1 protein-coding gene is annotated in these 342 nt (G+C 55.8%); it reads left to right on the forward strand.

What is annotated here, in order from left to right; all coding sequences use genetic code 11:
• On the forward strand, positions 1-342 hold a 342-nt coding region (locus ACO0KZ_RS20495; RefSeq protein WP_422998643.1), incomplete at both ends, for a hypothetical protein.

Below are 342 nucleotides of genomic sequence, written 5' to 3' on the forward strand. Positions count from 1 at the left end.
GCGGCATCTTAGACAATGAGAAACCCACGATCACCACGATAGAACCAGGTGCCCCAGGTGCTGGAGATGACAATGTGGTCGAAGGCAACAACCTGGTCTACACCGTCAGTCTGTCGGCAGCGACGAACGCGACGACGACCTACGCCTATAGTTTAGGTGGCGGCAGTGCGACGGCGCCCGATTACAATGCGACCCCGGTGTTTAGTAATGGCGTCACCTTGGTCGGTGGCAATGTGATTGTACCGAGTGGTGTGACGGCCTTTACGGTCACCGTGAGCACGATTGATGATACGGTGATTGATTCAGCGTCCCCTGAAACACTGCCTTTAGTGATAGGCGGCG

Origin of the sequence: Undibacterium sp. Di24W (assembly GCF_049340325.1) — a bacterium.
Classification (GTDB): domain Bacteria; phylum Pseudomonadota; class Gammaproteobacteria; order Burkholderiales; family Burkholderiaceae_D; genus Undibacterium.